17 protein-coding genes are annotated in these 20,849 nt (G+C 54.7%); 9 read left to right on the forward strand and 8 right to left on the reverse strand.

Annotated features, from left to right (window positions below; genetic code table 11):
- Window positions 1-190 precede the first annotated feature (190 nt).
- Together RIB44_13615 and RIB44_13620 are read left to right on the forward strand one after the other, a co-directional pair.
- Window positions 191-1,261: a DUF1559 domain-containing protein gene (locus RIB44_13615; GenBank protein MEQ8617606.1), complete on the forward strand. Its 1,071-nt coding sequence runs from the start codon at window positions 191-193 to the stop codon at window positions 1,259-1,261.
- Window positions 1,262-1,354: 93 nt separating this feature from the next.
- Window positions 1,355-1,813 carry a hypothetical protein gene (locus tag RIB44_13620; protein MEQ8617607.1) on the forward strand — a complete coding sequence of 153 codons (459 nt, stop codon included), beginning with the start codon at window positions 1,355-1,357 and terminating at the stop codon, window positions 1,811-1,813.
- 54 nt (window positions 1,814-1,867) lie between these two features.
- On the opposite strand, the gene RIB44_13625 is transcribed toward RIB44_13620, so the two are convergent.
- From RIB44_13625 to RIB44_13650, 6 genes are all read right to left on the reverse strand, one after another.
- Entirely contained in the window at window positions 1,868-3,370 is a 1,503-nt protein-coding gene (locus RIB44_13625) for an alpha-L-fucosidase (GenBank protein MEQ8617608.1), read from the reverse strand.
- A 53-nt stretch (window positions 3,371-3,423) separates the two neighbouring features.
- The gene (locus RIB44_13630; GenBank protein MEQ8617609.1) at window positions 3,424-4,785 is read right to left on the reverse strand and encodes a Gfo/Idh/MocA family oxidoreductase; all 1,362 of its coding nucleotides are present in this window, start codon (window positions 4,783-4,785) and stop codon (window positions 3,424-3,426) included.
- Between the two features lie 115 nt (window positions 4,786-4,900).
- Window positions 4,901-6,412, reverse strand: coding sequence for an alpha-L-fucosidase (locus tag RIB44_13635; protein ID MEQ8617610.1), 1,512 nt, complete (start codon window positions 6,410-6,412; stop codon window positions 4,901-4,903).
- Window positions 6,413-6,650: 238 nt separating this feature from the next.
- Window positions 6,651-7,799, reverse strand: a complete 1,149-nt coding sequence (locus RIB44_13640; GenBank protein ID MEQ8617611.1) for a sterol desaturase family protein — start codon at window positions 7,797-7,799, stop codon at window positions 6,651-6,653.
- Window positions 7,800-7,927: 128 nt separating this feature from the next.
- Window positions 7,928-9,400: an arylsulfatase gene (locus RIB44_13645; protein ID MEQ8617612.1), complete on the reverse strand. Its 1,473-nt coding sequence runs from the start codon at window positions 9,398-9,400 to the stop codon at window positions 7,928-7,930.
- Between the two features lie 340 nt (window positions 9,401-9,740).
- Entirely contained in the window at window positions 9,741-11,402 is a 1,662-nt protein-coding gene (locus tag RIB44_13650) for a CRTAC1 family protein (protein ID MEQ8617613.1), read from the reverse strand.
- 324 nt (window positions 11,403-11,726) lie between these two features.
- Between RIB44_13650 and RIB44_13655 the strand changes: the two genes are divergently transcribed.
- From RIB44_13655 to RIB44_13670, 4 genes are all read left to right on the forward strand, one after another.
- On the forward strand, window positions 11,727-12,341 hold the full coding sequence (locus RIB44_13655; protein MEQ8617614.1) for an ankyrin repeat domain-containing protein: 615 nt from the start codon (window positions 11,727-11,729) through the stop codon (window positions 12,339-12,341).
- 76 nt (window positions 12,342-12,417) lie between these two features.
- Window positions 12,418-12,798 carry an IS630 transposase-related protein gene (locus RIB44_13660; GenBank protein MEQ8617615.1) on the forward strand — a complete coding sequence of 127 codons (381 nt, stop codon included), beginning with the start codon at window positions 12,418-12,420 and terminating at the stop codon, window positions 12,796-12,798.
- Entirely contained in the window at window positions 12,714-13,355 is a 642-nt protein-coding gene (locus tag RIB44_13665; GenBank protein MEQ8617616.1) for an IS630 family transposase, read from the forward strand. The genes RIB44_13660 and RIB44_13665 overlap by 85 nt, the downstream gene beginning before the upstream one ends.
- Window positions 13,356-13,485: 130 nt before the next feature.
- Window positions 13,486-14,307, forward strand: a complete 822-nt coding sequence (locus RIB44_13670; protein MEQ8617617.1) for a hypothetical protein — start codon at window positions 13,486-13,488, stop codon at window positions 14,305-14,307.
- Here the strand turns inward: RIB44_13670 and RIB44_13675 are convergent.
- On the reverse strand, window positions 14,223-15,764 hold the full coding sequence (locus tag RIB44_13675) for a vitamin K epoxide reductase family protein (GenBank protein MEQ8617618.1): 1,542 nt from the start codon (window positions 15,762-15,764) through the stop codon (window positions 14,223-14,225). The genes RIB44_13670 and RIB44_13675 overlap by 85 nt on opposite strands.
- 456 nt (window positions 15,765-16,220) lie before the next feature.
- On the opposite strand from RIB44_13675, the gene recA reads away from it, so the two are divergent.
- Both recA and RIB44_13685 read left to right on the forward strand, forming a co-directional pair.
- A complete protein-coding gene (gene recA, locus RIB44_13680; GenBank protein MEQ8617619.1) occupies window positions 16,221-17,255 on the forward strand; it encodes a recombinase RecA in 1,035 nt (344 codons plus the stop codon).
- A gap of 109 nt (window positions 17,256-17,364) precedes the next feature.
- Window positions 17,365-18,438: an alpha/beta fold hydrolase gene (locus RIB44_13685; protein MEQ8617620.1), complete on the forward strand. Its 1,074-nt coding sequence runs from the start codon at window positions 17,365-17,367 to the stop codon at window positions 18,436-18,438.
- Here RIB44_13685 and RIB44_13690 read toward each other — a convergent pair.
- Window positions 18,424-19,137, reverse strand: a complete 714-nt coding sequence (locus RIB44_13690) for a metallophosphoesterase family protein (protein MEQ8617621.1) — start codon at window positions 19,135-19,137, stop codon at window positions 18,424-18,426. The genes RIB44_13685 and RIB44_13690 overlap by 15 nt on opposite strands.
- Before the next feature lie 179 nt (window positions 19,138-19,316).
- Between RIB44_13690 and RIB44_13695 the strand changes: the two genes are divergently transcribed.
- Window positions 19,317-20,729, forward strand: a complete 1,413-nt coding sequence (locus RIB44_13695) for a cytochrome c (protein ID MEQ8617622.1) — start codon at window positions 19,317-19,319, stop codon at window positions 20,727-20,729.
- The last annotated feature ends 120 nt before the right edge of the window (window positions 20,730-20,849 follow it).

Genomic DNA, 20,849 nt, shown 5'->3' on the forward strand with positions numbered 1-20,849 from the left:
TTTGGCGTTTTCCGCGGATTCCAAGTGTATAGTATTCGCAGAGGACGTACGATTAGTAGACGAACCTGCCGCTTGGTGTTTTTTTGTCACCAAGCGGCAGGATTACTTATCAAGGATCTAAATTTCGACCAGCCTTTCACGAGAAGAGGCAAGCTTGTCAGCGAGGCGTTGGTCAAGGAGCGAGCTAACAATGCACATTCCAGCAGTCGCCAATCACCACGGTAAACACCGTCGTACGAGTCGTGGCTTCACACTCGTAGAACTTTTGGTCGTGATCGCCATTATCGGCGTGCTCGTTGGATTGCTTCTGCCCGCAGTTCAAGCCGCCCGCGAAGCGGCACGTCGCTCGCAATGCGTCAATAACTTGAAACAGTTGGGGCTTGGCGTATTAAACTACGAGTCGGCTATTGGCAATCTGCCTCCAGGCTCATTAACAATACTGCCTGACCATGTTTCCACCGGAACCGGTGCGCGGGGCATTGGCTGGTCCCTGCTCATACTACCCTATTTGGAAACAGGAGTAATTGACGATCGCCTAAAATCAGAAATGCAGCGGAGGATTGCCAGCGGCGCGAGAGCCCAAGCAATGTTTGTTATTAGTGATCTAGGGTTAGGCGAAACGCGACTGCCAATCTACATTTGCCCCAGTCTAGGCGGGGAAGAATGGACCGAAGTTCCCGAACGTAAAGATTATTACGCCTGCAATGGTGGGAGTTTTCTCTTCGCAGCTGGAATCCCAGCAGATGAATGGCAGCCAAGATGCCGCTCCAGCTCGTCGTGCGATCGAGGCGATACTTTCTCAGATGGCGTCTTCTTGATGGCTGAGCAAGGGTTTGATATGTCGCGCGTGACCGATGGCACATCGAGTACGTTCGCCATCGGCGAAAGCGCACATCCTGCCCGCTTCGGAAAGAACGCAGATCAACGTCAGCCATCTCATGGTGCGACGCCGTGGTATTTCGGAGGAGCTGCAGCGATCAATGCCGAGATGACGGAGATTGTGTATGGCCCTAGTAGTGGACACTCTACAGGACGTTGTACTAGAGGAGTATCCGAACCGCTAAATTCTGATATCCGCTTCGAATCGAATTGGGAACAAGGATGGCTTGAGAACAACGCTCCTTTTGGAAGCGATCACGCTGGAGGTGCTAACTTCAACTTCGTCGATGGCCATGTGGAGTTCATCTCAGATGATATCGACACGGCAACTTATCTAGCCCTAGGAACGCGAGATCGGGGTGAGGTTGTTCAAGACTATTGATGGCTTGCCCCTGGGTGACCAGAGTGGGTTCACGACATAGTCATGTTTCTGAATGGAGTTGATTCGTTGGACAGAGCGATAAATTTCTACCGGATGTTTGTTTACCTTGCGCTGCCACTGCTGATCGTTGGTTGCAAAGAAGGTCGTACCTTAATCCCTGTAACTGGCAAAGTCACATTCGAAGAGAAAGTTGTACCGAACGGCAAGATAGTTTTTCTACCTAGTGGCGGTGGAAGGTCAGCTCGAGGCAGCATCCAATCAGACGGCACCTATCAGTTAAGTAGCTTTGAACATGGCGATGGTATCGCACCAGGAACATACAAAGTAACGATCACTGCTATTGAAGAGCCCAAAATAAAGCAAGAAGCTTCTTCGGGACGAAACCAAGAGACGATTAACGGTTACGCTGTCGATGGTGTCAATACATCTCAAAAACCTGCGAAGCTTAAATATATCGTCCCAATCGAATACAGCTACGAAAGCGAGACTCCGTTGACAGCGACAGTGGACGATTCAACAACAGAGATTAATTTTGATCTCCCAGTGAAGTAGCTTGCCATCCAGTCTGGATTACGGACCAACGCTGCGACAATGTGACATTGCCCATCATTCAAACCCGATCCGCAGCCCCAACGCATACTCGTTGGGCAACTTCTCAGGAAACCAAACCCGCAGCCCGTCGCCGTGGGCTTCCCAATTGAGATCCCCTTCATGGCCTAGAAGCTCAACGCTTCTGATCACGCCGGCGGGCTCGAAGAGCTCAGTCACGAAGGTCAGCTCGGCATACTCGCCAGGTTTAGGCGGGGCCATTACGAAGGCGTACAGCGTGTCGCCCTTGGTTGTGTAGCGAATGTCTTTGGAAGTGAGTCGCGACTTCTTGTCGTGCGGCCGGATCGTGCCGTGACCTTCTCCGCCAGTAAAAGTTATTGTGGCGTTCCAGGGTCGCGTGCCGTAGATGCCTTCGCCATTGATCTCCAGCCACTTGCCGACTTCGATCAGCAGGTCGGTCGCCTTCTGGTCAAGTGTGCCATCTGCTTTGATCGGGATGTTGAGCAGCAGATTGCCGTTCTTCGAGACGATGTCCACGAGCTTGTCGACCACCATCCCCGGCTCCATGTACGGCACCTTCGGGTTGTAACCCCACGAGCCAATCGAGTCATCGGTCTGCCACGGCTCGGGCAAAATGCTGGCCGCCTTGCCCCGTTCGTAATCGAGGGTCGCGATCCCGTCGGCGTACAAACCTTGCCAGGGCCGCTGCTTGATGCACATCACGCCTTCGGGCCGCTGGTTGTAGAAGTGAGCAATCACGTCCATTCCCGTATGGCCACGATCCTCGCCACGGAATGGGACAGCACAGTCGAAATACAGAAGATCCGGCTCGTAATCCTCAACGAGTTGCTTCACCCGCTTCGCCCAAAGTTCGCGCCATGCTTTCGGCGCTTTCAGCGGTGCCCGGGGATGCGTCGATTGCCCTTCGTTCGCCGGATAGAGTCCTTTCGCCTTACCTTGGGCACCATCGTAGGGCACGCCTTTCAACTCGCCGCGGGAATCCGCTTGGTTCGCGGTGTTGAGCCAACTGTAACTCCGCGAAAGATGCGTCGTCACGCCAAATCGCAACCCCGCTTCAAGCGTTGCCTCTCGCCACAGGCCGATCAGGTCTTTCTGCGGTCCCATCTTCACAGCATTCCACGGATGATGCTTCGAGTCCCACAGATCAAAGTTATCGTGGTGGACAGCACACGGCGAAAAGTACTTCGCCCCCGACTGCTTGAACAAGGCGACCAGTGCGCCTGGATCGAACCTCTCAGCCTTCCATCGCGGAATAAAGTCAGCGTAGCCAAACTCCGAGGGGTGTCCGTAGGTTTTCAAATGGTGAGCGTATTCCGGTCGGTCCTCGAGATAAAGGTTTCGCGCGTACCACTCGCCCTGTTCGGCTACCGAGTACGCTCCCCAGTGCAAGTAAATGCCGAACTTGGCATCACGAAACCACTCAGGGCACTGATACTTTCTCAAAGACTCGACGGTCGGTTCGAACTTCTCTTTGGCCGGGGCACTACTGCTAAGCAAAAAGAAAAAGAGTAAGGCAATGAGCCTTATCGACTTCGACATGAGTGAACTTTCTTCTAGGAGTGGGAGCACTGCTACCTATCCGGACACAGACGCTAGGCATCGATCTTGTAACCAGCACGCTTTTCGCGGCTAAGCATCGACTGGGCTTGTTCATCACCAAGGATTTTTCCGTCGGTGGAATTCCAATCAAGCTTTAACTCACGGCCCAGTCGGGCGGAAACGCCGGCCAGATGACACAAGTCGAGCGCTCGCATGTGGCTGGCGACGTCGGAGATCGGCTCGGTTCGTTCGCGGATACACTGGAAGAAATTGGCCCAGTGCAATTGGTGGCGATTGTACGGCATCGGCATCCCGCGGTACGCCTGTTGAATGGCGTCTTCAGGAAGCGGGTCGTCTTTGAGGGCATCCACCGGAGCGCCGACCAACTTGCCACGATTCACAAAGATTCGACCCTTGTCACCTTCGAGCAAAACCCCATTGTCCGTGTCGTTGCGGATGATGATCTCGGTGCCGCTGGGTAGCTTCGCAGTAAAGTTAAACGCGGTGGGCGTATTGAATCGATCATCTTCGGTCGGCATACCGTTCTCATCAAAAGGCACCGGATGCTTAGCGGTGCCGCCGATCGAGACCGGGTGATCAGTCTGCCCATTCACGTCCAGCGCCCAACGAGCAATGTCCACGTGGTGCGCTCCCCAGTCGGTTAGCTTGCCGCCAGAGTACTGATACCACCAGCGAAAATTACCGTGGCAGTTGCTACGCGGGACTTCGCCTATTCCATTGGACCTGTATTCGACCAGGGGCGCAGGTCCGAGCCAGCGATCCCAATCCAACCCTGCCGGTGGTTCAACAGCAGGTAAGGGGTCGCAAGCTGGCGCGCCACCGATGGCGGCTTGCACGCGAGTCAGCTTGCCGAGCCTGCCCTGCTGGACCAGCGCGATTGCCTTCACAAAGAGATCGCGATAACTACGCTGCATCGTGCCGACTTGAACCACACGCTTCGTTTCCAGTTGCACTTTCCGTAGCAATTGTCCTTCTTCAATGGTTAGTGTGAGCGGCTTCTCGCAATAGACGTCTTTGCCGGCACGCATGGCTTCAATAGCCGCCTTGGCGTGCCAGTGGTCGGGCGTGGCAATGTACACAACGTCGATCGTCTTGTCATCAAGAATCGGGCGATAGTCGTTGTGAAGAGCCGCTTTACCGTCGCTGACTTGGTAGCCTTTGAGCTTCTCCTGCGCTCGAAGCTGCCGGGCTTCATCAACGTCGGCCAGCGCGACGACTTCGCACATGTCCTTCGCGAACCGCATGTGATTGACGCCCATGTGGCCTGCCCCAATCAGACCCAAACGAAACTTGCCTTCGCTTTTTACTTGATCGGCAAAGGACTTCGAGGAAGAGAAAACGTAGGGCGTGGCGAGGGCGGCAGAGGTCTGAAGAAACTGACGACGATTTGGCATAACAAAGAACTTTCTTGCAAAGCGTATCGATTGGTATTAGCCAGAGAGGACCAGGATTTATCGAATTACAATCCGTGTCCCGACACGTCGGGATGGCCTTAAACTACGGCAAGCGTCAGTTGACGCTCTCAATCTTGAACGTCCAAGCATATTCGCAAGGAGCGTTGGAAGGCGTCAGGGCGGGAACCATGATTTCCAGATTCTCGCCGTTCTGCTTCCATTCCACCTTGCCGTCGTAGCCCAATAGCGAAACGTTTGAGCCTTCCGCTGCTTTCACATTCTTCACGATGAGTTTGCCTTGGGGATAGATCGGGCAGATGCAATAGAGCGAATCGCCCTTGCGGGTGAAGAAGATTTCCTTCACGCCATCCCCTTCGTCGGGATCGACGGTGAACTTCATCACGTCGTACTTCACACGGTAATTGCCATGCTTCATCTCACGCTGATTTCCTGCGGACCATTGGCACGACTCGGTCCAGGTTTTGGTGCCGTAGATCGCTTCGCCGTTGACTTCGAGCCAGTCGCCCATTTCCAACAGTCGTTCCTGCATGATCACCGGGATACGCCCATCGGCAGTCGGACCGATATCGAGGAGAAAGTTCCCGCCACGGCTGACAATATCGATCAGCATGTAGAGGAGTTGCTGCGTCGAGTTATAGTCTTCGAGGTTCTCAGTGCGACTGTACCCGAATGAGTGAGCCATCCCGCGGTTTTCCTCCCACGGGTTCTCGGCGTTGGGCAGACCGGCACCATACTCTGTGGTGTAGTAGCCGCCATGTTTGTGACGTAGTTCCTTGCCCCAGCGGTCGTTGATGACGACTTCCTCCTTGCAAGGCGAATCGTTGTAGAGCCACGCGAGCAACTCCTTCGACTGCCAAGTCTCGTCCGTGTGATCCCACTCCCCGTCGGAGAATATCACCGCGGGCGAGTACTTCTCAACAACATCCTTGAACTGCGGCACCATGTGCTTCTCGACATACAAATCGGGATCCGCAACGTAGAGCGGGTTGTACCATTCGTACAGCGAGTAATAGATGCCCATCTTCACGTCTGTCTTGCGCACGCTGTCAGTCAGATCTCCCAGCAAATCGCGTTCGGGACCCGAGTTGGTCGAGCTCCAGGGACGGCCCCAGCTTTTCGTCGCCTCGTCACTTGGCCATAGGGTGTAACCATCGTGGTGCTTCGAGGTCAGCACGACGTACTTCGCCCTTGACTTCTCAAAGGTTTCGGCCCACTGATCGGGATCAAACATTTCGCAGGTAAACATGGGAACGAAATCAGGATAGGTGAAATCCGTACCGTAGATCGCATCGTGAAACGCTTTCGTTTCTTTATGCCCCTGCTTCACACGCCCCGATTCGCGGAGAGTCGCCCAGTACCACTCGGAGTAAGCCCCCACCTTGGAAAACGCCGGTACCGAGTAAGGTCCCCAGTGAATGAAGATGCCGAACTTGGCATCAGTCCACCACTGAGGGATAGGGCGGGCGTCTAGCGACTCCCAACTCGCTTCGTAGGGCTGCGTGTTCGCTTCTTGTGAGATTGCCGGAGAGGCCGAATCGAGAATGAAAAGAGCACTAAAGCCCAAAGCTAAAATCCGGGATTTGCTAAGTAATGATTTCGAAAACATTCAGAACCTTTATATGAACGTAAGTTATTGATCTCAGTGGATGATAACCGAGGCAAATGCCAAGTAGAGCGATCGCCTAAGTACCTAACGAGAGTACGTCGAATAATCGGGTGTTCTCACGAGAAAAACCTGCTCGTTGTGGTATTTCTGAATGAATCGCTTGGCTACCTGAAAAAAGCTTCTTTCGATTTGGGGCATTCCGCCTTGACTTATGAAGCTGTCTCGCCAGGGCAATAGTCTACTCGGATACCTCAATCGACTCTTCCTCTTTTTTCTCCCGCTTGAACGGGTACCAAAACTGCTTCCAGTAACCCAGCGGCACAGGGTGGCCGGCAATGCCGTAGCCTTCGGGCCACTCGTCGCCTGGCATGTGGTAGGTACCGAACAAGCGATCGAGCAACGGGAAGTGCACCGCGTAGTTGATATTGATCGCTTCCTTCTCGATACCGTGGTGCCAATGGTGAAAACGGGGCGTGGCTAGCACGTACTGCAACGGGCCAAAGTGGAAACTCAAGTTCGAGTGCACGAAGACCGACAGCAAGTAGACAAAGAAAATGTAGCCGTACAGAGCCGCCTCGCTGAAGCCGAGGGCGTACATCGGGATCGTCGTGAAGGCACGCAAAAGGATGATCTCAAACAAGTGCATCCGCGAGCCGGCGATCCAGTCCATGTGTCTGGCCGAGTGGTGCACTGCGTGGAATCGCCAGAGCCAGGGGACCTCGTGAAACGCACGGTGAAACCAGTACTGCACCAAGTCCGTGAAGAACATGATCTCGACGAATTGAAGCAGCACCGGTTGGCTCGCAATAGCCGCGCGGATGCCGCTGGCCCACTCGGTTTTGGCGAGGATCGTCATCGACGGGGCGAGCGACAGGTACGTGAGCGACTGCACCATCAGACTGCTGATGAAGAAGTAAAACATGTCTTCGCGCCATTCCGCGCGGAAGATCGGTTGGTCGCGTTTCTTGAACAGTCGTTCAATCGGAATGAACAGCGTTCCGAGCAAAATCAGGTTGAGCAGAAAAAAATCGAGACCGAAGTAGATGTCGCTCTCGCCCTCCATACGGCTACTCGCCCGCGACCCGCCCATGAGCGTCGCCACCAGCACGAGCGTCATCCCCGCAAAGCCCAGCACTTTGCTTTGCCGCAAAGTCACGCTGAGCGCTCCGAATAAGAACGCCGCAATCAGTACCATGTGCAACGCCACTCGCACAAGTGCCACGTTGTAATAGCCGCGCACATCGGCAACGGTCAGCAGTTGTGGATAAAGCAAGCAAAGGACCGTGGCTAGCCCGACGACTGCCAGCACCAGGCTCAACATGCCGCTGATCCAACCGCTGCCGAACATGCGTTCGTCGGAATCCATTTCTGTTTTGAGTGGTCCCATGGTTCACCTTGTTTGAGTTTTCGATGCTCCGGTCGCTGACGCTCGCGGCTCGCCTAAATCCCTAGCCGTCGAGCTACGCCTCGCCCGGAGCCTCTTCTCTCACTTTCCCTGATTCTTGAATGCTTCCTTCAATACAAGTCTTCCAACGACTTCGCATTCTCAGGAGCCCAACTTGTTGCTCTCCTTTCGTGCGTGATATCCCACGCAGCTTTGTTGTTTCTTCTTTGCTCCGCGGTCCTCCCTTTGAGCGACCAGTTGGGGTGGGGGCGGTGGGCTTCTTGAAAGATCTGCTTCGCCCTGGCAACGACCTCAGGTTGCTCACTTGCCAAGTCCTTCGACTCGCCAGGGTCGCTAGCCAAATCATAAATCTCCACTGGCTTGTTGATTCCATTACGGACGGCTTTCCAGTTACCAAAGCGGGCGGCTTGAATCGGACGGTTGTCTTGGAGTTCCCAGTAGAAGTAGTCTCGCTCGGGAGCTTCTCCCCCCTTCAGATACTCCACTAACGAATAGCCGTCTGTCTCGTAACCTTGGGGCGGCGTTGCACCGCTCAGTTCGACAAAGGTGGGTAGCAGATCCCAGAACGCCCAAGGCTGATCATCCACGCGACTCGCGGGTACGGTGCCCGGCCACCAAGCGAGCGCGGCCTGCCGGAGGGCACCTTCGTACATTCCGCGTTTATAACCGCGAAGGCCGTTGCGGGCTTGGTTGAAACGCTTGCCGATCTCTGACTCCGGAGAAAACGAAGAGCCATTATCGCCGGTGAAAATGATGAGCGTGTTCTCGGCGATGCCCAGTTCTCGCAGCGTGTCGATCAGCTCGCCCATGTCCGTGTCGATACGGGTGACCTGGGCTGCGTACGACTTTTGCTTGTCGCTCCAAGGCTTGTCGGCGTAGACGCCCAGATCGTCGATCTCGTGATGTCCGTGGGGCAGGGTGATTGCGTAGAACATGAAAAAGGGTTCGTCCGCGTTCGCCTTTAGCCAGCGAATCATGTCGTTCTGAATGAGTTCTTGCGCGTAAGTTTCACCGATGTCGCGGCCGTTGTTACCCGGCAGCAGGAACGGCTTGTCATCATCGTAAAGAAACGTGGGGAAATAACTGTGGGCCTGACGTTGGCAGTTGTAGCCGAAGAAGTGATCGACGCCTTGCTTGAGCGGATTGCCCGTGCTGGCGAAATTGCCCATGCCCCATTTCCCAAACGTGGCCGTCGTGTAACCGGCGGCTTTGGCGACCTCGGCAATGGTGACCGTCTCGTCAGGCAACGGGTACTGTCCCTCGGGCGACATCGCGTAGTTGCCGCGAATCGGACAATGCCCGATGTGCAAGCCCGTGAAGAACGACGCCCGACTCGGCGCGCAAACCGACGTGCCGCAGTAAGCTTGCAAGAAGCGCGTCCCCTGCGCAGCCATTTCATCAAGCCGCGGCGTTTGGATAAGTTCTTGGCCGTAGCAGCCAAGATCGCCCTGAGCGATGTCGTCGCTGAGGACGAAGATGAAGTTGGGTCGCGTGGCTGCACTCGCCGCCGTGCCTATTCCCGAGAGGAGCAAAGCAATGATGAGACTTAGTGAGGAGAGAATTGGTCGAGGGCTGAGTGTCATGATCGGTTTCGTTCCAAGTTTTCGCATTTGATTTGGTTTGTTCGGTCGTTTCGCACTTTTGCACAGCAGTCGCATTGTAGCGTGCAAAAGTCTCGACCGCTTTTCTGCCCCGCTCTCCCACACTTGTTGCCAGTTAACGACTTACGACGATCGACACAGACATCCCCTCACGACTTTTGCTTTTTGCACGTAAGTGGAGCGTGCAAAAGTCACCCAGGCGAACGTGCGAGTCTTGCAAGGGTTGTCCCGGCTTGTTGGGGTGAATTCCCTGTCACGTAACGATTAAGAGCTGGGGCTCGACTATTTTAGCGGGTTGGGTGGCTGATTGCGGCCAGGTAACTCAGCGTGAATCTAATCCTCGACTTCTATTAGTTCGAGAAAACAAGCTGGCTATTACTGCCAAAGCCGAGACAATCAGTTGGCTTTTAGGCTCAGGAACGGCACGAGCGGTCGACGGTGTCGTTTCGCCATTGCCGAATTGTCGTTGCCATGCGAGGAAGTCGTGCCCATCGCTTTGACCGTCTAAGTTAGAATCGCTTTCGGCACTAATTCCGAAATCTGCCTTCCATTGGAGAAGGTCGGTCCCGTCAACAACAAAACTACCATCGAAGTCTCCTGGTGTCGTAACGTCAAGAAGCTGATTCGCGGCAACCCCCAAGATTATCTGCTCCGTGCCATCAGGCCACACGATTCTCAGCTCGTCGACGATTGAATTGTCGCCCAGACCGAAGTGAATCGGAACATCGCTCTGGTTGAAGGTCCCCGCGTTCGTGTTCGCCTCGCGACGTAAAGTCACTTCATCTAAGGTGCCTTGGTTGAGCGTTGCAAAGGCTATGGCACCGACGCCTGTCGTATTGTCCGCTGGACCGGAAAGGTGGACGTAAAGCCAATGATTACCATTCGTAGAAGCGTCGCTTAGGTAAATGCGCTCCGTGCTTGAGGATGATGTTGGGGCAATGAGGTCTTGGTCACCGTCGAGGTCGAGGTCGGCCCACGTGCTGTCATAGGCTCCTTGATTCGTCTCATTCAAGCCGACCGCGTCCGTTACGTCGGTAAAGACCCAGTTGCCATCATTACGATAGAGCTTCCTCGCTACGTTGCTATCCACAGCTGAACGGTGATCGTGAAAAAAGAGATCGAGATCACCATCGTTGTCATAGTCAATGGCCTTGCCACCGTTGAGATCACCCGCGTTGTCGATCAGCAAGGCGTTGCCGGTAATGGTGTCGACGTCGGTGAATTGATTTCCGCCATCGTTACGAAATATTTTGCTATCCTGGCCATCCGCTCCGACCATGAAGAGGTCGAGATCACCGTCGTTATCGAAGTCGTGGAACTCAGAGCCGTAGCTGTTATCGAGGTATTGCGTCCCATTGGTGTCCGCGATATCGACAAAACTGAGCGACCCTGTCTGGGCTAGCTGATTCTCATAAAAGTTATTGCGTATGTTGCCACCGAAGCGGCACGTGGAGATATAGATGTCGAGATCACCGTCCCCATCGGTATCGCCTATGGCCATGCCGTAAGCTTTCGTCCCAAAGTCTTCTTGAAAACCGACGGTCGCACCCGCTGGCGCAAAAGTGCCATTGGAAGCCTGAAGATAGATTTCGTGCTTCTCAGGTCCCTCCATTGCCAGGATGAGATCCAGGTCGCGATCGTTATCAATATCCGCCCACGCAACATTTTGATGAAAGCCAGGATCGTCTAATCCTACTGAGGAACTTGCATTCGTGAATCCACCCAATCCATCGCCTTGCAGGACATCACCACTGGCAGTCGAGGCTAGGTTCGATTGACCGATGAAAACATCGACTATTCCATCCCTGTTGTAGTCAGCCCAAGCAGCACTCCATGAACGCTCTAAACCTTCCGGCAGCGATGAAGAAATATCGGTAAATGAGAGCGAGCCATTCTCGACAAGATTATTTCGGTAGAGTTTCTGCGTATCCGAGAAGCCCTGAAACATAATGTCTAGATCACCGTCATCGTCATAGTCAGCCATAGAGGCACTGATGGAGTTGTGATTGGCTCCTGCCAGTAACGTCGAGCCTTGCTCAGAGAAAGTCGTAGAATTGGCCTCACCTTCGAATAGGACAAGCAAACAGAACGCCAGACAAAGTAGGCTTGCAATTCGATTCAATAACGGAAATTTTGTCACGAATAGCCCTTAGCTTGAATAGTAGCTAGTAATCCAACTAGACCTTCAGCACAATCATAACCTAGTTGTTAGAACATATTCAAACAGACAAACTGGGCTTACGCCCTGGCTATGAGCTGTCGGCCCTTCGGGCCTGTTCGTTTTGACATGCACTCAAAGGTGTTGTTCATGCCCACCAACTCGCTCGAACTCAAACACGCCGCCTTCGCAGGCGAGCTCGACGTCGTGCGGGCGCTCATTGAGTCGGGGGCGAATCCTAATTCGGTGGACGAGTACGGCTCGGGGACGTTGTTGAACTTTCATCCGGAGGTCACCGCTTTTCTGCTGGCCAGTGGAGCGACACCGGATACGCAGACGAATGAGTTTGGGGCTTCGGTGTTGGCGGGGCTCTGTTATGTGAACCAGACGGAGTGCGTCAGGCTGTTGCTGGAACATGGGGCGGACGTGAATCTTGGTCGTGTGGAGACGGCAGAAACGCCGTTGCATCATGCACTTTCTAATGATGCGGGTGCCGAGTTGATCGGGCTGTTGATTCAGCACGGGGCCGACGTCAATGCGAAGACCAAGCCGGGGCTTTACAGCTACAACTTCAACGGCAACACGCCCACGCGGGGTGAAACGCCGCTGCACCGGGCGGCGGCTTATGCTTCGCTGGAAATCGTCAAGCTGCTGCTCGAAGCGGGGGCCGACCGGACGGCTGTCGATGTAAATGGGAACACGCCGCACGAATGGGCGGGGTGGCATCGGCGGGCGGCGGAGTTGGTGAATCTGCTGGCGCCTTAGAGCGTACTTCCCGAGACCATAGCGCCCTTTAGGAAATTCGAGTAGACTTGGTAACTTCACCTTAAGGAGGAGCCCGATGGTTTATTCGAAGGAACGTCGCGGGGAAGTGCTTGCTGCTTGTGATGCCGGCAAGGGGACGAGGGAAGTCGCTTTGTTGTTCAATGTAAGCGAGTCTTGGGTACGCCGCGTGAAACAAGAGCGTCGTGAGCTGGGGAAGGTTGCCCCGAAACTGACCCGTGATCGCAACCCGGCGTGGACCGCTCATGCTGATTGGCTGCGCGAGAAAATCGCTGAGCAACCTGACGCCACGCTCCTGGAACTGGTCGCATTGGCCTCCCAGGAGCGGTCCTGGCAGACTTCCGACGCCACGATTTGCCGGGCCTTGCAGGCCCTGCGTCTGACTCGAAAAAAAAGACGCTCATCGCCCAAGAACAAGACCGCGAAGATGTCGCGTTAAAACGTCGACAGTGGTTCGCTTCACAAGACTCTCTGGATCCTGATCGTGTGGTGTTTCTCGACGAGACGTGGGCCAAGACCAATATGACGCGGACCTATGGTCGGAGTGAGCAAGGTTCGCGTTTGGTCGAGAAGACGCCCTGCGGTCGATGGGAAACAACGACCTTCCTCGGGGCGATCCGCGCTAGCGGTTTCGTGGCTCCGCTGTGCGTCGAGGGGGCGATCAACGGTCGGCTCTTTAAGGCTTGGGTGGAACAGCACCTGGCAGGTGAACTTCGTGAGGGAGACGTGGTAGTGATGGACAACCTCTCTAGTCACAAGGTGAGCGGCGTTGTCCAGGCGATCGAAGCCACCGGCGCCGAGGTGCGTTACTTGCCGCCGTATTCTCCCGACCTCAACCCGATTGAGCTGGCGTTCAGCAAATTCAAACGTCGGCTACGAGACGGCGCACGAAGAACCCAAGAAAGGCTCGTTGAACTCTGCGGACAAGTCCTCGAACTCTTCACCGAAACCGAGATCCGAAACTACTTTCGACATTGTGGGTACCGCTACGAATAGATGTAACACGCTCTAAAGTTTGGTATCGAATCAGGAGCACTTTCGATAACGCGGAATGATGACTCCTTCATCCCGAAGGCTTTAGTAGTCAATGTGCGCCGCTGTTCCGTTGCCCTACAGTGACATTCGTATGATCAAGGGCGACTTGGAGTTACCAATGACAGATCAGCGATTTAGCAAACCAGCGAAGACCTGTTTGCTGCTTGGAGTAGCAATTCTAACGCTCACAGTTAGCAATAATTGTCACGCCAGCATCACTGTTCTTGATCAAGACACCGTCATCGATGCTAATAATTCCTTCTCAGACAGCGCAGTCGAAATCATCAACGGCCCGCAGGGTCCCCCATTGGTGCAGTTGCTTGATGGAGGGGTAATAGGAGTCGATGGCCTCTTGCAAAGACCTGGTAGACGATTCACCGGTGGCTCGACTGTCGTGCGCGATGATGCACACTTGTTGATTGATGGAGGAAGGACTGAGTTCTTCGTCGATCTCACAGACAACGCGCGCCTGACAGTACTCAATGGTTCGATTGGATGTACTGCAGAATGCGAAACAAGCTCTTATACCGTCATGCTGTATGCAACTGGTCAATCGGTAATGCACCTCTACGGAGGTGACTTTCGCTATTACAGCATTTCACTAGCAGAGCAAAGCGTAGCTCATCTGTACGGCCCGGAACTGCAAGTAATAAGCGGCTCTCTTTCTGGCACTAACCCTCGAAGTGTTGTTGTCGAAGGGTTGCTGCTGAACGGACAAAAAAGCGAACCTCTGCGTTTTATCTTACAGGACCAATCCGACTTGGTTTTGCATATTGTGCCGGAACCTTCGACAGCAGTGATCTCTTTTTTCGTACTGTTGTCAGTTGGCTATTTCGCATCACGCTCCACCCCCACATTCTCCTCCAAAAACCCAAACCACTGCTCCTTCGTCTTCGGTGTACCGCGGATGTAGCCGCGGTCGAGCATGATCACGGGCAGCCCCGTCTTGATGGCGAACAGGCCGTTGCCTTGGCGGCGGAGGCGGCGACTGATTTCTTCTTGCAGCGACTCGTCGAGAAACACTTCGTCACCCACTAAATCACGCGCCCTGCGGCGGGCCTCGATTATGGTCGGGGGCTTCTCGCCGGTCATCAGGTACTCGTGGAACTCGGGGAATTTCTCAGGCTCCAGCAGCCAGACGCCGATGGCAAGTTGGGCGTAGTCACAGGCGTGTTTCGTCTTTTCACTCACCTTGGTGACGTGAGAATTGCACGCTTTGTTGAGCGGCGTGTGGTAGATCACGAAGCCCAAATTGTCGTATCGATCGAGCGAGGCGTGCACAAACTCGTGCAAATGGCGGCAGTGCTTACACGTGTAGTCGAGCATCTCGACAACAATAAACTTCCCCTCGCCATCGCCGACCACCGGCATGTCTCGCACGTCGAGCAACGCCCGCAAGCCGCGGAACTTCATCAGCCGTTTTGGCTGCCTAGGACGGATATAATTGCTGTCCGCGGACGCTTCGCTCTCTTGATCGCTCTCTGAGTTGTCACTTTCACCGGTGCCGTCAAGCTCGGCATCGCCAAACTCCGCGAACAGATCGTCATCCTCGTCGTCTCCGAAGTCTGAATTCTCGAGAGCCGCCGGCTCCTCATCGGTAACAACCACGTCGGGGACGATCTCCGGCTCTGCTTCCTCACGCGAGTCATCGGGAGATTCCGACAACGATTCCTGCTGTGGCTCTTCGGCAGCAGTTGTTTCTGGTGTTTCTTCTGGCTCAACAACATCGTCCGGCTCGTCCAGCTCGTCCAGCTCGGCGAATTCGAAATCCGTTTCCAAGGTCATCGCCGGTGGCGGAGCGAGGACTTGCCCGAGCATCAACGTCGCTAGGCCGGTTGCGGCGAAACCGCAAGCGGTGAGGAAAGTGCGTGCGAGGCCCAGGCCTTCGTCCATTAACTCGCCATCGCCGGTCATCCAGTAGCCGAGTTCCCGCTCTTCCTGAGTTCCAACGACCAGCAGCAGAGTGAGAACCACAATCACTAAACCACAAGAGTGAACCGCCAAGCAGTACACGCAAAAGCTCTTCACAACCAAAACTTGCAGTCCAATGAACCACAGCCCCGAGCCGGCAGCGAGTAAGCTGAGCGCAAACAGCAGCGTCGGCGCCAATCGCGGTTTTCGCATCGCAGCAGGCCAAGAAGTCATCGCGATAAGCAAATAGGTAAAACACCCAAACAAGCTGACCGGCACGCCGAGCCACTTCGCCCACTGGCTACTCAACACTGAGTCACAATCCAGCCCGGCATCCCCCGTGCAACCGACGACTGCGGTGGAGTTCCAAGTCGTCCACGTCAAATACCCCGCGACTCCAGTCGCCACCAGGGCGAGCAGAAAGATGGTGGCGGCAAGGGCTTTTGAACGGGTTGGCATATTCTCACTGATTGGCTGAATGCGATGGCCAGTTTCCTCCGGCTTGCCAATCTCTCGCCTCTCTCTTGTGGGCTTCGTCTGACGCTAGGCTTTCAACTGGAAGCTAGAAAGCCTCTAAACCGTTGCTTCGAAACAGAATACGGCACCATTCTATTCTTGCTCGCAAAAAACCTGCGGAAAAGGCTCTTGCCACAAGATGTGTACATTCTTATAGTATTCGTGTGTTCAGTATGCGATTCCGGGAACTGACCGCCAAACAATTCTACACCCAGCCTTTTCTATTACGCCCAGTCTGCTAAAAACAGGAGCTTATCGATGGTTGCTACCGCCTCGAAATCGTCCAACAACAGCACAAAACCCAACGACCAATCTAAACGCGCAGGTAATTCCGTGGCCAAAAAGAAGACCGAGAAGAAGGGCAAAGGCACTGACAAAAAAACTGCCGTTCAGGCCCTGATGGCGGGTAGCCCCGAGTTGAAGAACACTGTCGCCGCGATTGAAAAGCAGTTTGGCGAAGGCTCGATCATGCCGCTTGGGGCCGACAAGGTCCGCCGCATTGAGGGCATCCCCACCGGCAGTCTGTCGCTCGACATTGCCCTCGGCGGGCAGGGGATTCCACGGGGACGAATCATCGAAGTCTACGGTCCGGAATCCAGCGGTAAAACGACGCTCGCCTTGCATGTCGTTTCGGAAGCCCAAAAGGCGGGCGGCATTGCGGCGTTCATTGACGCAGAACACGCACTCGATCCGACCTGGGCGAAAAAGCTTGGTGTTGACCTCGAGACCTTGCTCGTGAGCCAACCGAGCCACGGCGAAGAAGCAATGCACATCACCGAGATGCTGGTGAAGAGCAACGCCGTAGACATCATCATCGTTGACTCGGTTGCGGCGCTCGTTCCCAAGAAAGAACTCGATGGTGAAATCGGCGACTCGCACGTCGGCCTGCAAGCTCGACTGATGAGCCAGTCAATGCGGAAGCTCACCGGTGCGATCGCCAAGAGTAAGACCTCGGTGATCTTCATTAACCAAATCCGCGAGAAGATCGGCGTGATGTTCGGCAGTCCTGAAACCACTCCTGGTGGTCGGGCCCTCAAGTTCTACTGTTCTTGCCGCATTGATGTCCGTCGCATTGGTGCACTCAAGGATGGCGAAGACGTGGTCGGCCAACGCGTGCGAGCGAAAATTGTCAAGAATAAGGTTGCTCCACCATTCCGCGTCGCTGAGTTCGACATGATGCATACCAACGGCATCAGCTATGAGGGGGACATTCTTGATCTCGGTGCCGAACAGAAGGTTGTCCAGCGAAGCGGCGCTTGGTTTCGCTACGGAGAGATGCAGTTGGGGCAAGGGAAAGAAAAGGCCCGCATCTTCCTTAAGGAGAATCCCGAGATCGCCGAAGAGATCCGTCAGAAAGTCCTGGCCGCGGGTGGATTTAACGATCTGCTAACCGCCCCGACCAATAACGGTGAAGCAGACTCAGAAGAGGCTTAGATTAGCCGCTTCCGAACATTACACCTAAGTTTTGCATATAGGCACCCAACCGGTAGAATACCGCCGGTTGGTTCCCCTACTCACGGATGTCTCTCGGAGGCTTGCCGGTATGTACGCAACACGTTGGTCACTCGCTGCGACACTTGGTATTGCGGCTACGTTATTGACAGCCTTATCGATCTCAGCCAGAGCAGACGAACCCGCCAAGCTGATCGACAGTGAATCTCGCTGGCTGACCGTCGCCAAGCCGGTCGTTCGCGAAGCTGCTGACTACGGCTTCAAGACTTGGCTGCGCAAACGCGTTCTTCGCGAAGAAGACGAGGCGAAGTTTGGCCTCGTCATACGAGATGACTTGACGCAAGCTGACCCCGCGTTGCCACTGGTTGTTCAGGTCCACGGCTACAACTCCAACTGCGAACGCAATGCTGCGGTAATGGAGCCGTTCGCCGAACGCGGCTACCCGTGTGGCGGATTCACCTACCCGAACGACTACAGCCTTCGTGAATCAGCAGAGCGACTTTCCCGGGAACTCAAGCAACTTGAAGAAAAACATCCCAAGAGGCGGGTCGCCCTGGTGACCCACTCGATGGGAGGTTTGGTTGCACGCGGCTGTCTCGAAGATCCGGCACTCGCGCCGCGAAACGTTGACCAATTGCTAATGATCGCCCCGCCATCACAGGGCACGTTGGTTGCACACTTTGCTGTCGCTACGGACGTCTGGGAGCATTGGCTTAGCCGCTCGCAAGGTGGGGCTTGGGCTCGCTGGCGTGACTCAGTAGTAGACGGACTTGGCGAAGCTGCCGACGATTTAGTCCCTGGTTCCCCATTCCTTACCGAGTTGAATTCCCGACCGCGCAACCCTGACGTTCGATACACGATCTTTTTAGGCACAGCGGCTACGATGTCCAACGAAGAAATGCGTTGGATCCGCAAAGCCATTCGCAAGACCGGAAGCAAACTCCCGGGAATCCGCGGATCCGCCAATCGCCTGGAGAAACTTCTCGAAGAGATGGATGAAGTTGTCGAAGGTAGGGGCGACGGAATCGTCTCCGTTGAACGAGGCAAGCTTGCTGGGGTCGACGATGTGATCGTCCTTCCATTCGGTCATCTTTCGGTAACCGACGCAGCCACATCAGACCCAGTTCGCCAAGTTCAAGAAGAGTTGCTGTCACGGGTGCGTTGATTGCTCGACTGTGTTGATAGTCTTCAAGTCGACTTGGCCTTGCTGGTCAGCCTGCCATATCACACCACTCGTGACGTCCAACGCAGTCAGCCATCCGCCACCGTAGCAATAGGTATCCAGACAGATGAGGTGTCCCAGGTTGACGACTTTGCCTTGCTTGTTCGAGGTGTGGCCAACCACGGCCGTCTTTCCTGTGAGATGCGGTAAAGGGATGCTCTCCCGCAGGGAAATCCAACGCATCTCATGCCACGGTTGCTTTGCCAAGGCGATGCCCGCTTCAAAATTTCCATGAGCGAAGAAGTGGCTCGCCGTCTCGAAGTAGTCGCCCCAAGACTGGATGAACTCAAGATGATTGGCGTCGAAAGAACTGAGCGTTCCACCTTCCAGGTAGGAATCGAGCGTTTCTTCCCCGCCGAATCCCAACCAAAGACTTAGCGGCATACGGCTTTCAACCACGTCGATCAACATCTGCTCGTGATTGCCAAGCAAACACACCAACTGACATTGATCCTTCAGCTCTAGGAGTACGTCAAGCACACCCCGACTGTCTGGCCCACGATCAATGACATCCCCTAAAATGACGAGGGTATCACCGGAACAAATACCTATCGCTTCAACTAATGAGCGAAATGCCGTCAGACACCCGTGAATGTCACCAATTGCGATCACTCGCGGCTCGGGCTCTTCAGAATCATCCATCGGAACTTAGTCAACGAAAATTACTAATAATCTACGATGCAGATACATGACGGTCACTGTACTTGGAGCGTCAGGTGAACGATTATCAATTGTTGCGGTTTGCCCGTACGTTTCAATGTCTGCAATAGGTTGAATTCAGCTGCTCTAGTGGTCTCTCAGTGAAATCTCGACTCGAAAAGATGTCCTCACAATTGCATCTGCTGAGCCTTCTGTGCTACGGACCCCTCGCCGTTCTTATTGTTACATCGAGCGACAATGTCCTCGCTGAGGAAGCCTCCGCGCAGAAGGGGTATGAGCTCCTGCTCAATAAGCCGTATGTCGAATCCGCTTTCGATCAGGAGACTTTTGACGAAGTTTGGCAGTCGTGGGAAGAGCCGCTCCGCTCGAAAGCCGCGACTGCCTCGCCTGACGACCGTCGTCGCATGGCCTATCGCCGGTACGGATTTGTGGAACGACCCGACGATCCCGGGCATCGTCCCATTCAGTATGTTGTCGATGACCAAGGCAAATGGTCGATGAACTGTCTCGCCTGCCACCAGGGAACTGTCGCAGGAGAACTCATCCCTGGAGCCGCCAATACGCAGTTCGCATTGCAAACACTGGTTGAAGACATTCGCACCACAAAACTTCGTTTGCGAAAACCGCTCTCGGGCCTCGACATCGGCTCGAGTTTCTTTCCGCTTGGAACAACCGTCGGCACCACCAACGCCATCATGTTCGGCGTCGCACTCATGCACTATCGCGATGAGGACCTGAATGTTTTAAGTAATCGGCTCCCACCCAAACTAACGCACCACGATCACGATGCGCCAGCTTGGTGGAACACGGCGATAAAAGAGCGTCTTTACTGCGACAACTTCGCGCCCCGCGGGCATCGCGCGCTGATGCAGTTCATCGCGTCGAAAGAGAATGGGCCGGAAAAGTTTCGCGAGTGGGAAGACGACTTCCGACACATCCAAGCCTATATCGAATCCCTCGAACCACCGAAGTATCCTGTTGAAATTGATCAACCCCTCGCAGAGCAGGGGAGGGGAGTATTCAACGAGAATTGCGCCTCCTGCCACGGGACCTACGACCCAAAAATCGAGCTTAGCGAGCAGTATCCCGAACGAATCATCGACTGGTCTGTTGTCAAAACCGACCCGGTTCGTCTCGGCTCGCTTACCGTTGAGCACCGTGCAGGTTATGGTCGCAATTGGATCAATGAGTACGGCGAAGCTGGCGAGGTGATCGCCGATCCCCAAGGATATCTTGCCCCGCCGCTAACCGGCGTTTGGGCATCCGCACCTTACCTCCACAACGGCAGTGTTCCGACTCTGTGGCACCTGCTTAATCCCGAGAAGCGGTCTATGGTTTGGGTACGCAGATGCCGCTCACCATTGCAGGGCCCGAAAACCGACTACGACTTCGAAAAGATCGGCCTTGCTGTTGAAGCACTCGAACACCTGCCTGCGAAAGAACTTCCGAAAGCGGAAACCCGCTACTACTTTGACACCCGAAAGTTTGGCAAGAGTGCAGGCGGCCATGATTTCCCTAGCGTGCTCGATGAACGCCAGCGGAAGGCGGTGTTGGAGTATCTCAAAACCCTATGACTCCTCGCCGGCAGCCAAGCTTCATTGACACGGTTTGCCCGAGCGATAGGATGAATCGATCAACGCCCATTCAAAATGACGGAAGTCTTGCCTAGGATTAGACTTTCGCACCCCGTAGCA

It is taken from the genome of Lacipirellulaceae bacterium, assembly GCA_040218535.1.
Classification (GTDB): Bacteria; Planctomycetota; Planctomycetia; order Pirellulales; family Lacipirellulaceae; genus Adhaeretor.